Origin of the sequence: Microvirga lupini, assembly GCF_014191055.1 — a bacterium.
GTDB lineage: Bacteria > Pseudomonadota > Alphaproteobacteria > Rhizobiales > Beijerinckiaceae > Microvirga > Microvirga lupini_A.
The window spans coordinates 372,982-388,220 of sequence record NZ_JACHWB010000003.1 but is presented as its reverse complement, the minus strand read 5'-3'; the positions used below and the strand labels follow the sequence as shown (position 1 = coordinate 388,220).

Genomic DNA, 15,239 nt, shown 5'->3' with positions numbered 1-15,239 from the left:
CGCCTGCACATTCGCCCCTGCGATGAATCTCAGGTCATTCTGGCCTAATTTCACTATCATAGCGCTACGATCAACAGGTTGCAAGCTACTTTCAGAAGGACGTTTCAAGAGAATCTTCGAGCTTACCCAGCTAAGGAAATGCATATTTCCTTGGTTAAATGCCTTATAGGCGCTATATTGCTGGAAAGTTTTCTTTCGGAGCGCTACGAAAAGGAAGGCATATGGACGTCGGCAGCAGCTTGCAGAACCGGGTACCGCGTAAGCGGCGGAAGATGCAGCGCGTGACGATGATGGACGTGGCCAAGCTCGCTCAGGTCTCCCCTTCCACCGTCTCGCTCTACCTTCGCAAGCCTGCGGCCGTTTCCCCCGCCGCAGGCCAGGAAATCGCCCGTGCCATCTCGACCCTGGGCTATGTTCCCAATCTCGTGGCCGGAGGACTGGCGGCCGCCTCCTCGAAGGTCGTCAGCATCATCGTACCCTCGATCCGCAATGCCTTCTTCGCCGAGACGGTATCGACCCTACAATCCGAACTGGCGGCGGAGGGCCTGCAGGTCATCCTTGGTCATAGCGAGTATGGCGAGGAGCAGGAGGAGGCTCTGGTTCGGACAGCCCTCGCCTGGGCTCCGGCCGCCGTTGTCCTGACGGGCCTGTCCCACAGCGCCGAAACGCGCAAGCTTCTGCAGGCGAGTGGTGTTCCCGTCGTCGAGATGTGGGAGATCGGCGGCAACCCAATTGACATGGCCGTGGGTTTTTCCCATCCGCAAGTGGGCGCATCCGCCGCCCGGCACCTCCTGTCCAAGGGGCGGCGCTCCCTCGCCTTTTTGGGCGCCCGAATGCAGGAGGACCATCGTGCAGCCAAGCGTGCGAACGGCTTCGCCGAAGAGGCCAAGCGCACGGGGCACGCAACCTGCGAGGTCATCAACCATCCAGGGGCAGCCACGGTCGAGGCTGGGTCTCTCCTTCTGAACCGCGCCCTCCAGCAAGTCCCGAACCTCGACGCGATTGCCTGCTCGAATGATCTCATCGCCCTGGGGGCTCTGTTCGAATGCCAGCGCCAGGGGCTTGCTGTGCCAGACAAAATTGCCGTGGCCGGTTTCGGAGACCTCGATTTCAGCGCCTCATGTATTCCATCCCTGACGACGATCCGCCCTTCCGGCGACCTGATTGGAAAGGAGGTTGCCCGCCTGATTCTCGCCGGCATCCATGGCGCGCAACCTACAGGCCCCTCCCGCATCATCGACACGGGTCATGTTCTGGTCGAACGGCGGAGCACTTGAGCAAGCCTGAAGGTTCCACACATCTCAAAGACATCTCACAATCTATAGCCGCACTCCGCCTCTGGTGTTCCGGCATAATCTGCGGCAGCCTGTGCTCGGTTTGAAGCTGGAGGAGCCGTTCGCATGGCCAATCGCCTGATCGCAGACCGAGACCGCTTCGCGGCTCGCCACCCTGAGCAACGGATCCTGATCAACGGCCGCGAATGGGGATATGTGTCAGTAGGAGATTCTGGCCCGGCACTGCTGCTCATTCCGGGAACGTTGGGCCGCGGTGACATCTTCTGGCAGCAGATCGAGTCCTTGGAGGGCCGCACCCGCATTCTCGCCGTCACCTACCCTCAAAGCGGGGGCATTACCGAGTGGGCGAGCGATCTGGCGGAATTGTGCGGCAGGATCGGCCTCGACCGCCTCACGGTGCTCGGCTCCTCTCTCGGAGGGTACCTGGCTCAATACTTCGCGGCAGCGTACCCGCACATCACCGAACGGTTAATCGCGGCCAACACATTGAACTCGGTTGCCGGGATCGCGGCCCGACCACCCTACTCCTCCGACCTCGACAATGCGCCGATCGAGGAGCTCCGCGTCGGTTTCGGCCGTGGCCTCGGCGCCTGGCGGGACGCTCATCCGGATCAGGCGGAGCTGGTCGATCTTCTTATGGCTGAGGTTGGCGGGCGAATCTCCGAGCCGGAACTGCGCGCACGGCTCAACGCGCTTAAGCATGGGCCGGAACTGCCTCCCCTCAACCTACCGCGAGAAGGGATTGTGACAATCGAGAGCGCCGACGACCCTCTCATTCCGCCGCCGATGCGTGAAGCCGTGCGAGCCCGCCTGAAACCGACGTTCGCCTATCGTTTCGAATGGGGCGGGCACTTTCCCTATGTGGCGCGCCCGGATCTTTATGTGTCGCTGTTGGAAGAGCAACTCGGTCTGCCTGTTACACAGCAGAGCTGGGGCGAAGGAGAGATGCGGGCTAGGTGACTGCTCAGCCCTGCGGCTTGGCCTCATGGCAGAACTGCGGGGTGTTGATGTTCCAGTTACCGCACTTGTCACAGGCCGTGGCTAGAAGGCCGATGCTGATGATGAAAGCGGCACGAACAAATTGTTTCATGTGAAAGCCCCCAGATGTGCCGCAGCATATGGGAAACCATACCCCGCCGCCAGCACAGCAAGCCCCAAGCTTTATCATACAGTTGTGTGACACTGAGCGGCGGCCAGTTCAGGCCGCCAGTCTCGCCTGCTGCATGTGAACGATCCGGCGGACCTCGTCGCCCTCGATCGTCTCGTGCTCCAGCAACGCCTCCGTCAGGGCATCGACCGCATCGCGATTGTCTTTGATGCAAGTCTTGGCCGCCTCATACATCTCATCGATAATGCGCCGGATTTCCTGCTCGACCTCGCGCGGAAGATTGTCACCCGAGCGGGCGACGCGCACCATGCCGATGGCCGGGCTCATGCCCCACTCGGTCACCATGCGGGTCACGATGTTGGTGGCGTGCGCGATGTCGCTGGCGGCGCCCGTCGTGACCTTCTTCGGGCCGAATACGACCTCCTCGGCCGCCCGGCCGCCCATGGCGACGATGAGATCAGCCTCGAGCTTTTCTACCGGGATGCAGAATCGGTCATGCTCCGGCAGGCGCATCACGAGGCCAAGCGCTTGGCCGTGGGGGATGATGGTGGCGCTGTGCACTTGGTCGGAGGCGGGTAGCAGGGTCGCGCAGAGCGCGTGCCCGGCCTCGTGCACAGCCACCAGTCTGCGCTCCTCATCCGTGATCACAAGGGAGCGGCGCTCGAGTCCCATGATGATCTTGTTGCGGGCGGCCTCCAGATGCTCGCGGGTCACCGCTTCGACGCCCTCGCGCGCCGCGAAGATGGCAGCTTCGTTGAGAAGATTGCCGAGATCGGCGCCCGAAAAGCCGGGCGTGCCCTTGGCGATGGCGGCAAGGCTCACGCCATCCGCCATCCTGACATTGCGGGCATGAACGTTGAGGATGGCCTCACGCCCGCAGATGTCGGGCAGTCCGATATGAACCTGCCGGTCGAAGCGGCCGGGGCGTAGCAGCGCAGGATCGAGCACATCCACGCGGTTCGTTGCGCCGATGACGATGACTCCTGCCGTGGTATTGAACCCGTCCATCTCCACAAGGAGTTGGTTCAGGGTTGCCTCGAACTCGCGATCAGCGGCCGATCCCCCACCCCCGCGCTTGCGGCCGATGGCATCGATCTCGTCAATGAAGATCAGGCAGGGAGCCTTCTTGCGGGCCTGCTCGAAGAGCTTCGACACGCGGCCCTTGGCGATGCCGATCAGAGGCGCCGAGAAGTCGCTGCCCGACACGGCCATGAAGGAGACACCCGCCTCCCCAGCCAGCGCCTTGGCGATCAGGGTCTTGCCGGTCCCCGGAGGCCCCACCATCAGGAGGCCACGGGGAATACGGGCGCCGACCTTGGTGAAGGCTTCCGAATCTTTCAGGAAGGCGATCACCTCCTGCAGCTCGGCCTTGGCCTCCTCCTGGCCTGCCACGTCGTCGAAGCGGTTGGGAATGCTGCGAACCACCTTAGGCCAGCGGGAGGTTGGCTTGAAGTCGGTCTGGATCGCCAGCATGGCGAGCACGGCCAGAACCAGCACGATCGGCACGACGATGCTTGCCATATGGGCTGGATCGAAGCCGGGCTTCCTGAAGTCCACCTCGGCGCCGGATGCAGTGATCCGCTCGATGTAATCGGCGCTCACGAGCCCATTCGGCATACGGACGAAGACATTCCTGTCCGCTAGGGAGACTGAAAGTCCGCCGCTCTCGATCAAAACCTTCTGGACTTTCTTCTGGCCTAGCTCCCGAGTGAACTCCGAATAATTGATCTCGGCGACCGGCTGAGCCAAATAGCGGGGGGCAAGGAATACAGTGGCTGCGATCACCAGAGCAATGATGACGGCTGAAACAGCCACGCCTTTCTTGGACAGCAGCTGTCTGGCTTTTTCGAGAACGTTGGTCACCGGCGGCGCCCCCATAGCGCAGTTTGAATTTTTTGGAGGAGCCGCTGTTTAGTCTATTTTGACGCAGTTCGCAGTACGGCGAATGGGCACACCCGATAAACAGATAGTGTGCCGCTCAATTCAGGAGATCACTGTACTCCTTGTGGCGCCGGATCCAGGCGAAGGCATAACCGCACAAAGGCGTGATCTTCCGCCCCTCTGAACGGGCAATATCAGCTACACCTTTCATCAACTCGCCGGCAGCCCCGGTTCCGCGCAGGGGAATAGCCGCTTCAACGTGGCGAATCACGAGATCGGACCCGCGCCGCTCATAGGTCGCGAAGGCGATCTGCCCATTTCGCTCCAACTCGAAGCGATGACGGTCAACATTGTCCCGAATGTCGCTGCTCATCTCTCAACTCACCTGATGGATATTGCTAGAAGCCAACGTGATCCGCCGGGCGGCGTTCCGCAAGAGGCCAAGCTTGGACTCAGCCTGGCAGGAACAATCCCAATCCTGGTCGGTTTCGGCCTAGCAGATGGGAGGACGACCCAGCATGCCAACAGTGTTCCTGGATTGCGATGGTGTCCTGGCTGATTTTGACAAGGGTGCCGCCCGGATCCTCGGCATGCCGCCCGCCGAGTATGAGCGGCGGTTCGGCCTGAAGCGCTTCTGGTCGGAGCTCGCCTCAGCGGGGAATTTCTTCAACAACCTGGACACTCTGCCCGACGCCATGGAACTGTTCGAAGCCGTGAGGCACCTCGACCCTGTGATCCTGACGGGCCTGCCCCGCGGCAACTGGGCCGAGCCGCAGAAGCGGCGCTGGGCGGAGCGGCACTTTCCAGGCACCGAGGTGATCACGACAACGGCCGCTCTGAAGCGGGAGTATTGCCGCCCCGGAGACGCCCTGGTCGACGACCGCGACAAATATCGCCTCCTTTGGGAGAGCGCCGGCGGCGTCTTCATTCACCACAGCAGCGCGGCCACTTCCATCCGCCACCTACGGGAACACGGCTTCATCTGAGAAGCGGCTTCTACTCCACGGCCATCTTACGTTCGAGCCTGGCTTTCACCTCAGGCCACTCGTCACGGACGATGCTGTAAACCGCCGTGTCGCGGATGTGGCCATCAGACATGATCATGTGCTGCCGCAGAATCCCATCGAGCTTGGCGCCGAGGCGCTCGATGGCGGCACGCGATTGGTCATTGAGACGGTGGGTCCGCAGTTCCACGGCGTTGCAGCCTAGCCCCTCGAAGGCGTGCCGCAGCATGAGGAATTTCGCATGGGTGTTGACGAAGGTCCGCTGCCAGGACTGCGCGATCCAGGTGGTACCGATCTCGACCCGGTGATTGGCCGCATCGATGTTCATGTATCGCGTCGAGCCGACGACCCGGTTGCCCGCGTTGACAACGGTTGTGAAGGGTAGCGCAAGTCCGGCACCCTGAAGTTCCAGGGCCTTCTGAACATAGGCTTTGAAGCCTTCCGGCCGAGGCACCGTGGTGGTCTTCTTCTGCCAGAGCTCTCCGTCGCTGGCAGCCTCTCCTAGAGCCGGAACGTCGGCGAGGCACAAGGGGCGCAAGGTGAGACGGTCCGACGAGAGCGTCACGGGCTCGATATGCAGCATGGTGAGGGTGCCTTTATCCGATCTGCAGCTTTGTCTCCGATTCAGAGCAAGCCCGCAACGGCCAAGGCAGAATCAGGAGACGGTCAGTCTCCTGATTCTATGGTCGACATCCAATGCGATCCGGTCAGCCCAGCAGATAGACGAGGCCCGGCAGGCTCACGGCCAGAGCCGCTAGCACCCAGGCGCCAACCGCCGATTCCCAGGCGACGTTCCCAGTGGCGTTCCGCAATCTCTGCGCACAGGTCGAGGCGTCCATCGTCCGTCCGCTGAGGCACGAACACAGGGCATAATGGGCCTGTCCGTCGGAGAGAGCGAAATAGCGCATGACATCGCCGAGCCTGTCGCTGGCAAGACCATCGGCTCGCAAGATCGGATCCTCATAAGCGACCGTCAGCGGAGAGTTGTCCTCGCGGATCAGGGCTCTTTCCGCCGGCGGCTTGTACTCGATTTCACCAAGGGAGTTCAGGGAGCGCTTCGGATCGCGCTCGAGCAGGTCGATCCAACGCTGAAGTCGCTCCTCGCGGGACAAGGGTCTCGGCTGAACGTCGGCTACGCTACGGAGCTGATCAAGATGCTTGTGTTCCATCGATCTCCTCCTTGCCAGAGCATCGGACCCAAAAGTGTTGGCCACTTTCGGGATCCATCCGATGCTCACTCCATAATACTCAGACAACCGGATGGCTGAGTGAGACAATCAATGCTGCGCCTGCCGCACGGCGAAAGTGCGACGGGGTGGGAGATCGAATAGCCCTAAGCTAAGATGGATACCTCACGCATGGACGCAGCAGGCTATGGTGGCGGGGGCGGAAAACGGCAGTGGACAGCGCAGGCCATTGTGGAGGTTCGTGCCCTGGATGGTTGCGGCGCTGCTCTTGCCGCTGCCTTTGGCTGCGATGCGGTTCACCCATGAGGTGAACTGGGACAGAGCCGATTTCACAGTGTTCGGCGCCATGCTGCTCGGCGCCTGCGGGGCCCATGAACTGGCCACAAGGATGACGGGGAGTACCGCCTACCGAGCCGCCGTGGCTGTTGCGGTCATGTCGGCTTTCATCCTCATCTGGATGAACCTTGCCGTCGGCATCATCGGGTCTGAGGATAACCCGGCCAACCTCATGTATGCCGGAGTGCTCGCCGTAGCGGTTCTCGGCGGCCTTATTGTGCGTTTCCAGCCTCACGGCATGGCGCACGTTTTGGTCGCGACGGCGCTGGCTCAAGTGTTAGGCGGGGTCATCGCCCTGGCTGTCGGGCTGGGTTCCACTGGAGCGAACTGGCCACAGGCGATCGTCGTCCTGACCGGCTTCTTCTCCGCGCTATGGCTCCTGTCGGCTTGGCTGTTTCGGAGGGCGGCGCGGGAGCTCATGTCCGCAGGCGCAGCGCCTTAGTTTTGGCTGCCAACGCCTGCGCCTATCCTTCGAGTGTTAATCTTCCGGCGCCTCGACGATGGGGTCGTACTGGCTCGTATCCAGGCCGAGCAGGTTGAAGCTCTGCTGCATGTGCGGCGGCAGCGGCGCCGTCACGTCGATAGGCTTGCCCGTCCGCGGATGGGCAATGACGATGCGGCGCGCAAGCAGGTGCAGCTTGTTCTGGATGCCGCCGGGCAGCTCCCAGTTCTCGATGTCGAAATACTTCGGATCGCCGACGATGGGATGGCCGATATGCGCCGTGTGGGCGCGCAGCTGGTGCGTGCGTCCCGTGACGGGCTTCAACGACAACCAGGCGAGCTTCTGCGCCGCCGTATCAATGACCGCGTAATAGGTCAGCGCATGGCTTGCGCCCTCGTCGCCATGCTGGGCCACCTTCATGCGCGCATCGCCCTCCTCACCTTCCTTGGCGAGATAGGTCGACACCCTGCCCTGCCGCACCCGCGGCACACCGGCGACGAGCGCCCAGTAGATCTTGCGCGTGGTGCGGGCGCGGAAGGATTTCGCCATAGTGGAGGCAGCAAAGCGTGTCTTGGCGATCACGAGGCAGCCGGCCGTATCCTTGTCGAGGCGATGCACGAGGCGCGGCTTCTGGCCATCTTCGCCGGTGAGCGCATCCAGCATCCCGTCCACATGCCGCTTGGTGCCCGAGCCGCCCTGGACGGCAAGTCCCATCGGCTTGTTGATGATGAGGACGTCCTTGTCCTCGTAGAGCGTGATCGACTTCAGGAAATCGCGGTCGTCCTGATCCTTGGCCGGGCTGCGGGAGACCGGACGCTGCTGGTCGAGCTTCAGCGGCGGCACCCGGACCTTCTGGCCAGCCACAAGCCGCTCGTTGGGCTGCGCCCGCTTGCCGTCGATGCGCAGCTCCCCTTTGCGGACGATGCGCTGGATATGCGTGAAGGCAAGCTGCGGGAACCGCGCGACCAGGAAGCGGTCGACCCGCATATCGGCTTCATCGGGCTCGACCACGAGGGTCTGAACGCCCGTGGCCAGAACCCCCTGGGCCGCTGCCCTAGCCTGAGCCCGGGTCGGTCTGCGCGGAGCCTCTGCAATCGCGGGCTTTGCCTGTGGCTGCGCCGCGGCAGGTTTCTCGCGCACCGCCGAGGGCGCGCGCGTCTTGGCCGCAGCCGATTTCACGCCGCGTGGCTTCGCCGGCGCGGCCTTGCGCGCAGGCTTGTCCTCGCGCGAGCGAAAACCCTGCCGTGAGCCCGACCGCCCACCACGGGCACCATTCTGTCCTGAACCACTTTTTCTCATGACCCGTGGGTACCAGAGCGCCGCGCGGGCGGCAATCGAGGTTTAGGGCGTCAAGGCCCGGATGAAACCGAGGCCCGCGAGCAATCCGGCAACGGACAGGATCACCGAAGCGCCCACGTAAGCCGCGGCAAGTCCCGTCTGCCCCCGCTCCCAGATCAGAACGGCATCCAGGGAGAAAGCCGAGAAGGTGGTGAAGCCGCCAAGGATCCCTGTGGTCAGGAAGAGCCGCAGGGGCTGGCTCCACCCCTCACCTGCCTTGAACGCCAGCCATCCGGCAAGAGCTCCCATGACGAAGGAGCCGACGATGTTCACCGTCAGCGTACCCCAAGGAAATGCCGTGCCACACATACGGGCGCAACCGACATTCACCCCATGCCGGAGGGCACCGCCGATCCCGGCACCGAGGAAGACAAGGAGGTAGGCTTTCACCGACTAATCCTCGCCACCTTCGCCGCGCCGCGCCCGGCGCAGCCTTTCCCACCAGTCCAGCCGCTTGCGGACCTCCCGCTCGAAGCCGCGGTCCACGGGCTCGTAGAAGGATTGACGCCCCAGCTTCTCCGGCCAGTAATCCTGCCCTGAAAAGGCATCCGGCTCGTCGTGGTCGTAGGCATAGCTGTCGCCGTAACCGATCTGCTTCATGAGCTTGGTCGGGGCGTTGAGAATTGTTTTCGGGGGCATGAGGGAGCCGTGCTCCTTGGCCACCCGTGTGGCGCTCTTATAAGCCGTATAAAGGGCGTTCGACTTCGGGGCTGTGGCGAGATAGACCGCGGCCTGAGCCAGCGCCAACTCCCCTTCCGGCGAGCCGAGAAAATCGAAGGCGTCCTTGGCCGCATTCGCGATCACCAGCGCTTGCGGATCGGCTAGGCCGATATCCTCCACCGCCGCCCTCACCAGCCTGCGGGCAATGAAGAGCCGGTCCTCGCCGGCGTCGAGCATGCGGGTCAGGTAGTAGAGTGCCGCGTCAGGGTCGGAGCCGCGAATGGTTTTATGCAAGGCGGAGATGAGGTTGTAGTGCCCCTCCTGCCCCTTGTCGTAGATTGGCGCGCGGCGCTGGATGATCTCCTGGAGTTGCTCGGCATCGAAGACCTCGCCGGGCTTGGCCGAGCGCCAGACCTCCTCGGCCAGCGTCAGCACAGCCCTGCCGTCGCCGTCCGCCATGCGCACCAGGGACGCCCTCGCCTCTCCATCGAGCGGCAGGCTTTTCCCCGCAATCTCTTCGGCGCGAAGCAGAATCTTCTGGATCGCCTCCTCGTCCAGGGATTTGAAGAGGAGCACCCGGGCGCGGGAGAGGAGCGCTGCGTTCAGCTCGAAGGACGGGTTCTCGGTGGTCGCGCCCACCAGGGTGATCGTGCCATCTTCCATCACGGGCAGGAAGGCGTCGAGCTGGGCCCGGTTGAAGCGGTGGATCTCGTCCACGAAGAGCAGCGTGCCCTTGCCCATGGACCGGCGGTGACGGGCCGCCTCGAACACCTTCTTGAGGTCCGCCACGCCGGAGAAAATCGCCGAAATCTGGTCGAAATGCAGGTCCGTCTCATGGGCCATGAGCCGCGCCACGGTCGTCTTGCCGGTTCCGGGAGGCCCCCAGAAGATCAGGGAGCCGAGAGACTTCGAGGCGATGAGCCGGGTCAGGATACCGTCCGGCCCCACGAGATGGTCCTGGCCGACCACCTCGGACAGTTTGGTCGGCCGCATCCTGTCCGCCAGGGGACGGGGGGCGTTCTGGTCGAGGCCGGCGGAGGAGAACAGGTCGCTCATGATGAACAGGGACTCAAATCTTGTCCCTCACCCATAGCCCATCCGCGGGCCGCCGTCGCGCTTAACGGCCAAGCACGGTCGTGAAGATCCGCCCGCCGCGGCTGACCGTGATCTCCCAATAGCCGCCGTTGCGGTTGATCAGGCGATCCGCATCGCGGGTATTCGCAACGCGCTCGCCGTTGATGGCGACGATCTGATCCCCCTTCTCAAACCCGACGCTGGCGGCAACGCTGCGCTCCTCCAGCTCGGCCACGACGACGCCATCATCGGCCACATCGATCTGCAGCTCGTCGGCCACAGCCGGCGACATGTTGACGAGGGTCGCGCCGGCAAACGGTGTCCGTCCACGGCTGCGCACCGGATCCCGGGGCGGGTTCTCGGGCGGCGGCATCAGCCTGACCTGGATCGTAGTCTGTTTTCCGCCACGGAGAACTGTCAGGGGCGCCTGTCCCTGCGTTCCCTTGAGGGTGAAGCGGTAGCCGAAGGAATCCGGGTTATCGACGGGCTGCCCGTCAACTTCCAGAATGGCGTCCCCCCGCCTGAGGCCTGCTTCGGCCGCGGGTCCCTTGTCATAGACGGACGTGACCAGAACGCCAGTGGGGCGTTCCAAGCCCAAGCCGTTCGCGATGTCGCCATCGACCGGCTGCAGGCGAGCACCGAGCCAAGGTCGCACCACGTTCTTGGCGCCGCCCTTGGCCGAATTGAGCACCACCCGGACCATGCTGGACGGCACGGCAAAGCCGATGCCGATGCTGCCACCCGAGCGCGAATAGATCGCCGTATTGATACCCACCACCCGGCCGCTCATGTCGATAAGCGCGCCGCCCGAATTGCCCGGATTGATGGCAGCATCCGTCTGGATGAAGAACTGATAGTCTGAGATACCGACCTGAGTCCGCGCCAGGGCCGACACGATGCCCTGCGTCACCGTCTGGCCGACCCCGAAAGGGTTGCCGATGGCCAGCACGATGTCGCCCACCTGCAGGGCTTCCGAGTCGCCGAGTTCCACAGCCTGGAGGTTGGTAGCATCCTTCAGCTTGAGCACGGCGATATCGGTGCGGGAGTCGCGCAGCAGGATATCGGCCTCGAACTCCCGTCGGTCGGCAAGCGCCACCTTCACCTCGTTCATGTTCTCGATCACATGATTGTTCGTGATCACGAGGCCCGATGAGTCGACAATGACACCCGAGCCGAGGGAGCTCTGGGACCGGCCGCGGGGGACACCGGGTGCGTTGTCCCCAAAGAAGCGCCGGAAATACTCTTCGATGGCGGCGTTCTGCCGGCGATCGTTGCGTTTGGCATAGACGTTGACGACGGCCCCTGCCGTCTGCCTCACGACAGGCGCGAAGGAGAGCTGAACCTGAGCCTTGCTTTCAGGTATGACCCGTTGCGTCTGGGCCTGCGCTCCAGCAATTCCAATGGCCAGGGAGGCGGCGGCAATGGACAGGCGAAACAGCGAGAAGCGCATGGTGAGTCCCTTGATCAGCATTCCTCTTCGATAAAGCTCAGGGCACGAAAGTCCAAGCTCCACCGGGAATATGGGAAGACGAATGAGCAAACAAAAAGGGCGGCCCGAGGACCGCCCTTGATTGGATCGCCTTGGCCGAGATTACTCGGCGGCTTCGATGATCTCTTCCTTCATGGTCGGGCCCGAATCCTGGCCGCGCGCATCCACGTCGCGGTCCACGAACTCGATCACGGCCAGCGGGGCGTTGTCGCCGTAGCGGAAGCCGGCCTTCAGGACACGGGTGTAGCCACCATTGCGGTCACCGTAGCGCTTGCCGAGAACCTCGAAGAGCTTCTTGACCATGGCTTCGTCACGCAGCTTCGACATGGCGAGGCGGCGAGCGTGCATGTCACCGCGCTTGCCGAGCGTGATCAGCTTCTCGACGACCGGACGCAGGTCCTTGGCCTTCGGGAGAGTCGTGACGATCTGCTCGTGCTTGATCAGCGCAGCCGCCATATTGGCGAACATGGCCTTGCGGTGTTCGGTCGTGCGGTTGAAGCGACGACCACGGAATCCGTGACGCATTGGCTTTCTCCTAAATCTTCCGGCCGCCGTGCCAAGGGACGGACCGTCTCTCTTTTGATCCGCCGGTTCCCGACGGGGCTTGATTGAAGCCGCCCCTCACGAACGATGGGCGGCTTCGGAATCCTTAGTAGTGCTCTTCGAAACGCTTCGCGAGGTCTTCGATGTTCTCCGGCGGCCAGCCCGGCACGTCCATGCCGAGGTGCAGGCCCATGCCGGCGAGAACTTCCTTGATCTCGTTGAGCGACTTGCGGCCGAAGTTCGGGGTGCGGAGCATTTCCGCCTCGGACTTCTGGATCAGGTCGCCGATATAGACGATGTTGTCGTTCTTCAGGCAGTTCGCAGAACGGACCGACAGCTCGAGCTCGTCGACCTTCTTGAGGAGCGCCGGGTTGAACGGAAGCTGCGGCGCTGCAGCGGCCGCCTCTTCCTTGCGGGGCTCTTCGAAGTTGACGAAGACTTGGAGCTGGTCCTGCAGGATGCGGGCGGCATAGGCCACGGCATCCTCAGGCGTCACGGCGCCGTTGGTCTCGACCGTCATGATCAGCTTGTCGTAGTCGAGGATCTGACCCTCACGGGTGTTCTCGATACGATAGGAGACCTTCTTCACCGGGCTGTAGAGCGAGTCGACCGGGATCAGACCGATCGGAGCGTCCTCGGTGCGGTTGCGCTCGGCGGGAACATAGCCCTTGCCGGTGTCGACCGTGAACTCCATGCGGATCTCGGCGCCCTCGTCGAGGGTGCAGAGGACGAGCTCAGGGTTCAGGATCTGAACGTCGCCCACCGTGTTGATGTCGCCAGCGGTCACGGCGCCAGGGCCGGTCTTGCGTAGGGTCATGCGCTTGGCGCCTTCACCCTGCATCTTGATAGCGATCGTCTTCACGTTGAGGACGATGTCCGTCACGTCCTCGCGGACGCCCGGAATGGAAGAGAACTCGTGCAGCACACCGTCGATGTGGATCGCCGTGACGGCGGCGCCCTGGAGCGACGACAGCAGGACCCGACGCAGGGAGTTGCCGAGCGTCGTGCCGAAGCCACGCTCGAGCGGCTCCGCGACAACCGTTGCGATGCGCTTCGGATCGTCGCCCGGGGAGACTTCGAGCTTGTTCGGCTTAATCAGCTCTTGCCAGTTCTTTTGAATCACAACCACACCTCATGAGGTACGGCTTGAAGGGAGGCTTGGGGCCAGCCCTTTAAACCGGAACGCGCGTGGGCTTTGGACCCACGCGCCGGATAACCTTAGACGCGGCGACGCTTGCGCGGGCGGCAGCCATTGTGCGGGATCGGCGTCACGTCACGGATCGACGTGACGGTGAAGCCGGCCGACTGGAGGGCGCGCAGGGCGGACTCACGGCCGGAGCCGGGGCCGGACACCTCGACCTCGAGGGTGCGCATGCCATGCTCGGCAGCCTTGCGAGCCGCATCTTCAGCCGCGATCTGAGCGGCGTAAGGGGTCGACTTACGCGAGCCCTTGAAACCCATCGCGCCGGCCGAGGACCACGAGATCGTGTTGCCTTGGGCGTCGGTGATGGTGATCATGGTGTTGTTGAACGAGGCGTTCACATGCGCCACGCCGGAAACGATGTTCTTGCGTTCGCGGCGGCGGACGCGGGTAGCTTCTTTAGCCATTCCAAAGATCCTTCAAGCGCGCCCGTCATGCCAGGCGCTCGGGAGAAAGGGCCACCCGCCTGGGGTGGCCGTAAAACATTACTTCTTCTTGCCGGCGATCGGCTTCGCCTTGCCCTTGCGGGTACGGGCGTTCGTGTGGGTGCGCTGACCGCGGACCGGCAGGCTGCGGCGGTGGCGCAGGCCACGATAAGCGGCGAGATCCATCAGGCGCTTAATATTCATGGACACTTCGCGGCGCAGATCGCCTTCGACGATGTAGTCGCGGTCGATCGTCTCACGGATGGCCAGAACCTCGGCGTCGGTCAGCTGGTTCACGCGGCGCTCGGCCGGGATGTTGACCTTCTCGATAATCTCCTGGGCCTTCTTGGGCCCAATGCCGTGGATATACTGAAGCGCGATCACAACGCGCTTGGCAGTCGGAATGTTGACGCCTGCAATACGGGCCATCGTCCATCTCCATGTGAGAAGCAAACGCTTCGGTTTATGGTTATCGCGCGTCCGGTGGAGGCCGGCCCCTGCGCGGGTTCCTTATGCATCAAACACAACAAACCAGAAGGGCCTCCCCATCGAGACCCTCTGGATATGCAGGTTCCTGTGCAAGAGCTTGCGGTTATCGGAAATTAACCGGTCCGTCAAGCCCCTTCCCTTCAACGACCGAGGATTTCCTTGATCGCCTGGGTCACGTCGTCGATGGGCTTCATGCCATCGACCGTCTTCAGCATGCCCGTGCGCTCATAATAGGCCGAGAGCGGGGCCGTCTGGGTTCTGTAGGCATCAAGGCGGGTCTTGAAGACCTCCGGGTTATCGTCCTTGCGGACCGGCTCGCCCCGCGCCTCGGTGTCCTTGGCACGCTTGACGATTCGCTCAACCAGCTCGGCCTCGTTGACCTTGAACTCGATGACCGCGTCGAGCTTCAGGCCCTTGGCAGACAACATGGCGTCAAACGCCTCAGCCTGGGCGACCGTCCGCGGGAACCCGTCGAGGATGAAGCCGCCCTTGGCGTCCTGCTCCTCGATCCGGTCTGCGATGATGCCGACGACAATGTCATCCGACACCAACTCACCTCGGTCCATGACCGCCTTGGCCTTAAGGCCGACCGGCGTACCGGCAGCCACGGCTGCGCGGAGCATGTCGCCGGTGGAGAGCTGGGGGATTCCCAGCCGCTCGACCAGACGCACGGCCTGAGTGCCTTTTCCGGCCCCCGGCGGCCCCAGCAGGATAATCCTCATCGACGCCCCCCTGACTTCGTCGAGAATGCTCGCCCTCAGGCGAGG

The 15,239-nt window shown here is 63.1% G+C and carries 18 protein-coding genes; 4 read left to right on the top strand and 14 right to left on the bottom strand.

Annotated elements, in window-relative coordinates:
- Window positions 1-221: 221 nt before the first annotated feature.
- Both FHR70_RS13440 and FHR70_RS13435 read left to right on the top strand, forming a co-directional pair.
- The gene (locus FHR70_RS13440; RefSeq protein WP_183450923.1) at window positions 222-1,277 is read left to right on the top strand and encodes a LacI family DNA-binding transcriptional regulator; all 1,056 of its coding nucleotides are present in this window, start codon (window positions 222-224) and stop codon (window positions 1,275-1,277) included.
- A gap of 123 nt (window positions 1,278-1,400) precedes the next feature.
- Window positions 1,401-2,255 (top strand): alpha/beta fold hydrolase, encoded by an 855-nt coding sequence (locus tag FHR70_RS13435; RefSeq protein ID WP_183450921.1) that lies wholly within the window; start codon window positions 1,401-1,403, stop codon window positions 2,253-2,255.
- A gap of 4 nt (window positions 2,256-2,259) precedes the next feature.
- Here the strand turns inward: FHR70_RS13435 and FHR70_RS24345 are convergent, their stop codons facing one another.
- The 3 genes from FHR70_RS24345 to FHR70_RS13425 all read right to left on the bottom strand — a co-directional run bounded on the left by FHR70_RS24345 (window position 2,260) and on the right by FHR70_RS13425 (window position 4,657).
- Window positions 2,260-2,385 (bottom strand): hypothetical protein, encoded by a 126-nt coding sequence (locus tag FHR70_RS24345; RefSeq protein ID WP_281381338.1) that lies wholly within the window; start codon window positions 2,383-2,385, stop codon window positions 2,260-2,262.
- Window positions 2,386-2,493: 108 nt separating this feature from the next.
- The gene (ftsH, locus tag FHR70_RS13430) at window positions 2,494-4,266 is read right to left on the bottom strand and encodes an ATP-dependent zinc metalloprotease FtsH (RefSeq protein ID WP_343058804.1); all 1,773 of its coding nucleotides are present in this window, start codon (window positions 4,264-4,266) and stop codon (window positions 2,494-2,496) included.
- A 115-nt stretch (window positions 4,267-4,381) separates the two neighbouring features.
- On the bottom strand, window positions 4,382-4,657 hold the full coding sequence (locus tag FHR70_RS13425; protein WP_183450917.1) for a GNAT family N-acetyltransferase: 276 nt from the start codon (window positions 4,655-4,657) through the stop codon (window positions 4,382-4,384).
- 145 nt (window positions 4,658-4,802) lie between these two features.
- On the opposite strand from FHR70_RS13425, the gene FHR70_RS13420 reads away from it, so the two are divergent.
- A complete protein-coding gene (locus FHR70_RS13420; RefSeq protein ID WP_183450915.1) occupies window positions 4,803-5,270 on the top strand; it encodes an HAD family hydrolase in 468 nt (155 codons plus the stop codon).
- Between the two features lie 10 nt (window positions 5,271-5,280).
- Here the strand turns inward: FHR70_RS13420 and FHR70_RS13415 are convergent, their stop codons facing one another.
- Together FHR70_RS13415 and FHR70_RS13410 are read right to left on the bottom strand one after the other, a co-directional pair.
- Window positions 5,281-5,871, bottom strand: coding sequence for a GNAT family N-acetyltransferase (locus FHR70_RS13415; RefSeq protein WP_183450913.1), 591 nt, complete (start codon window positions 5,869-5,871; stop codon window positions 5,281-5,283).
- A gap of 124 nt (window positions 5,872-5,995) precedes the next feature.
- Entirely contained in the window at window positions 5,996-6,457 is a 462-nt protein-coding gene (locus tag FHR70_RS13410) for a hypothetical protein (protein ID WP_183450911.1), read from the bottom strand.
- Window positions 6,458-6,662: 205 nt separating this feature from the next.
- Here FHR70_RS13410 and FHR70_RS13405 point away from each other — a divergent pair, with 205 nt between their 5' ends.
- Window positions 6,663-7,253: a hypothetical protein gene (locus FHR70_RS13405; RefSeq protein ID WP_183450909.1), complete on the top strand. Its 591-nt coding sequence runs from the start codon at window positions 6,663-6,665 to the stop codon at window positions 7,251-7,253.
- A gap of 36 nt (window positions 7,254-7,289) precedes the next feature.
- Here the strand turns inward: FHR70_RS13405 and FHR70_RS13400 are convergent, their stop codons facing one another.
- The 9 genes from FHR70_RS13400 to FHR70_RS13360 form a co-directional block, all read right to left on the bottom strand.
- Entirely contained in the window at window positions 7,290-8,552 is a 1,263-nt protein-coding gene (locus tag FHR70_RS13400) for an RluA family pseudouridine synthase (protein WP_183450907.1), read from the bottom strand.
- 42 nt (window positions 8,553-8,594) lie between these two features.
- Window positions 8,595-8,981, bottom strand: coding sequence for a fluoride efflux transporter CrcB (gene crcB, locus FHR70_RS13395; protein ID WP_183450905.1), 387 nt, complete (start codon window positions 8,979-8,981; stop codon window positions 8,595-8,597).
- A 3-nt stretch (window positions 8,982-8,984) separates the two neighbouring features.
- Window positions 8,985-10,307, bottom strand: a complete 1,323-nt coding sequence (locus FHR70_RS13390; RefSeq protein WP_183450903.1) for a replication-associated recombination protein A — start codon at window positions 10,305-10,307, stop codon at window positions 8,985-8,987.
- 61 nt (window positions 10,308-10,368) lie between these two features.
- Window positions 10,369-11,775, bottom strand: coding sequence for a Do family serine endopeptidase (locus tag FHR70_RS13385; protein WP_183451651.1), 1,407 nt, complete (start codon window positions 11,773-11,775; stop codon window positions 10,369-10,371).
- A gap of 141 nt (window positions 11,776-11,916) precedes the next feature.
- Window positions 11,917-12,339, bottom strand: a complete 423-nt coding sequence (rplQ, locus tag FHR70_RS13380; RefSeq protein ID WP_183450901.1) for a 50S ribosomal protein L17 — start codon at window positions 12,337-12,339, stop codon at window positions 11,917-11,919.
- A gap of 124 nt (window positions 12,340-12,463) precedes the next feature.
- On the bottom strand, window positions 12,464-13,486 hold the full coding sequence (locus tag FHR70_RS13375) for a DNA-directed RNA polymerase subunit alpha (RefSeq protein ID WP_425487864.1): 1,023 nt from the start codon (window positions 13,484-13,486) through the stop codon (window positions 12,464-12,466).
- Window positions 13,487-13,575: 89 nt separating this feature from the next.
- Window positions 13,576-13,965 (bottom strand): 30S ribosomal protein S11, encoded by a 390-nt coding sequence (gene rpsK, locus FHR70_RS13370; protein WP_009764323.1) that lies wholly within the window; start codon window positions 13,963-13,965, stop codon window positions 13,576-13,578.
- Window positions 13,966-14,043: 78 nt separating this feature from the next.
- Window positions 14,044-14,412 (bottom strand): 30S ribosomal protein S13, encoded by a 369-nt coding sequence (gene rpsM / locus FHR70_RS13365; protein WP_183450896.1) that lies wholly within the window; start codon window positions 14,410-14,412, stop codon window positions 14,044-14,046.
- 200 nt (window positions 14,413-14,612) lie between these two features.
- On the bottom strand, window positions 14,613-15,194 hold the full coding sequence (locus FHR70_RS13360) for an adenylate kinase (protein WP_183450894.1): 582 nt from the start codon (window positions 15,192-15,194) through the stop codon (window positions 14,613-14,615).
- Between the last annotated feature and the right edge of the window lie 45 nt (window positions 15,195-15,239).

What these genes read in the sequence shown, in the direction of transcription:
- rpsK (WP_009764323.1), bottom strand. Translation starts at nt 13,965, where the DNA reads ATGGCTAAAGAAGCTACCCGCGTCCGCCGCCGCGAACGCAAGAACATC.
- FHR70_RS13415 (WP_183450913.1), bottom strand. Translation starts at nt 5,871, where the DNA reads ATGCTGCATATCGAGCCCGTGACGCTCTCGTCGGACCGTCTCACCTTG.
- FHR70_RS13405 (WP_183450909.1), top strand. Translation starts at nt 6,663, where the DNA reads ATGGTGGCGGGGGCGGAAAACGGCAGTGGACAGCGCAGGCCATTGTGG.
- FHR70_RS13435 (WP_183450921.1), top strand. Translation starts at nt 1,401, where the DNA reads ATGGCCAATCGCCTGATCGCAGACCGAGACCGCTTCGCGGCTCGCCAC.
- rpsM (WP_183450896.1), bottom strand. Translation starts at nt 14,412, where the DNA reads ATGGCCCGTATTGCAGGCGTCAACATTCCGACTGCCAAGCGCGTTGTG.
- FHR70_RS13400 (WP_183450907.1), bottom strand. Translation starts at nt 8,552, where the DNA reads ATGAGAAAAAGTGGTTCAGGACAGAATGGTGCCCGTGGTGGGCGGTCG.
- FHR70_RS13425 (WP_183450917.1), bottom strand. Translation starts at nt 4,657, where the DNA reads ATGAGCAGCGACATTCGGGACAATGTTGACCGTCATCGCTTCGAGTTG.
- rplQ (WP_183450901.1), bottom strand. Translation starts at nt 12,339, where the DNA reads ATGCGTCACGGATTCCGTGGTCGTCGCTTCAACCGCACGACCGAACAC.
- FHR70_RS24345 (WP_281381338.1), bottom strand. Translation starts at nt 2,385, where the DNA reads ATGAAACAATTTGTTCGTGCCGCTTTCATCATCAGCATCGGCCTTCTA.
- FHR70_RS13385 (WP_183451651.1), bottom strand. Translation starts at nt 11,775, where the DNA reads ATGCGCTTCTCGCTGTTTCGCCTGTCCATTGCCGCCGCCTCCCTGGCC.
- FHR70_RS13420 (WP_183450915.1), top strand. Translation starts at nt 4,803, where the DNA reads ATGCCAACAGTGTTCCTGGATTGCGATGGTGTCCTGGCTGATTTTGAC.
- FHR70_RS13410 (WP_183450911.1), bottom strand. Translation starts at nt 6,457, where the DNA reads ATGGAACACAAGCATCTTGATCAGCTCCGTAGCGTAGCCGACGTTCAG.
- FHR70_RS13440 (WP_183450923.1), top strand. Translation starts at nt 222, where the DNA reads ATGGACGTCGGCAGCAGCTTGCAGAACCGGGTACCGCGTAAGCGGCGG.
- FHR70_RS13360 (WP_183450894.1), bottom strand. Translation starts at nt 15,194, where the DNA reads ATGAGGATTATCCTGCTGGGGCCGCCGGGGGCCGGAAAAGGCACTCAG.
- FHR70_RS13390 (WP_183450903.1), bottom strand. Translation starts at nt 10,307, where the DNA reads ATGAGCGACCTGTTCTCCTCCGCCGGCCTCGACCAGAACGCCCCCCGT.